Below are 648 nucleotides of genomic sequence, written 5' to 3'. Positions count from 1 at the left end.
CAATATCGGGCTGATTATTCCACCTTGTGGCGTGCCACTATATGTTTTGTTGAATACCCAATTTTCAATAAATCCCGCATTGAGGAACTTGCGTATCAATCGAAGAAAACGCTCATCGTCAATTCGCTTCCTTAAAATGTCTATCAATGTGTTATGATTGATATTGTCAAAGAAGCCTTTGATGTCCCCTTCTATGAACCAACGTGTCCCATTGAATGACTTTTGAATTTGTTGCAAGGCTGTATGACAACTTCGCTTGGGTCTAAAACCATGGGAATTGTTGTCAAAGCTACCTTCATATATCGCTTCCAAAATCATTCTGACAACTTCTTGAAGAAGTTTGTCGTTGAATGTGGGTATGCCAAGAGGTCGTTTCTTCCCATTCTTCTTGGGAATATAAACTCTCCTTGACGGTATGGGCTGATATGACTCGTCTTTCAACGAAATTATCAGTTTTTCAATGCGTGATATACTCATGTGGTCAATGGTGGCGTTGTCTGCCCCCTTGGTCATGTTACCCTCCTTTGCATAAATGCGCTGATAGGCAGCATAGTACATCTGTTCATTGAAAAGCAGGCGGTAAAGCCGCTCAAATTTATAGTTCGGTTGTCGGCTGTGTATAGCCAGACTGTTTAATACTCTTTCTGA

1 protein-coding gene is annotated in these 648 nt (G+C 41.0%); it reads right to left on the bottom strand.

Features of this window, described 5'->3' with window-relative positions; translation table 11 throughout:
• A partial coding sequence (locus GH664_RS22895; protein ID WP_368857367.1) for a reverse transcriptase domain-containing protein occupies positions 1–648 on the bottom strand: 648 nt, incomplete at both ends.

Origin of the sequence: Thauera sp. 2A1 (genome assembly GCF_009469595.2) — a bacterium.
In the GTDB taxonomy this organism is placed as follows: Bacteria; Pseudomonadota; Gammaproteobacteria; order Burkholderiales; family Rhodocyclaceae; genus Thauera.
The sequence above is the reverse complement of the archived record's forward strand: the minus strand, read 5'-3'. Positions and strand labels throughout refer to the sequence as shown.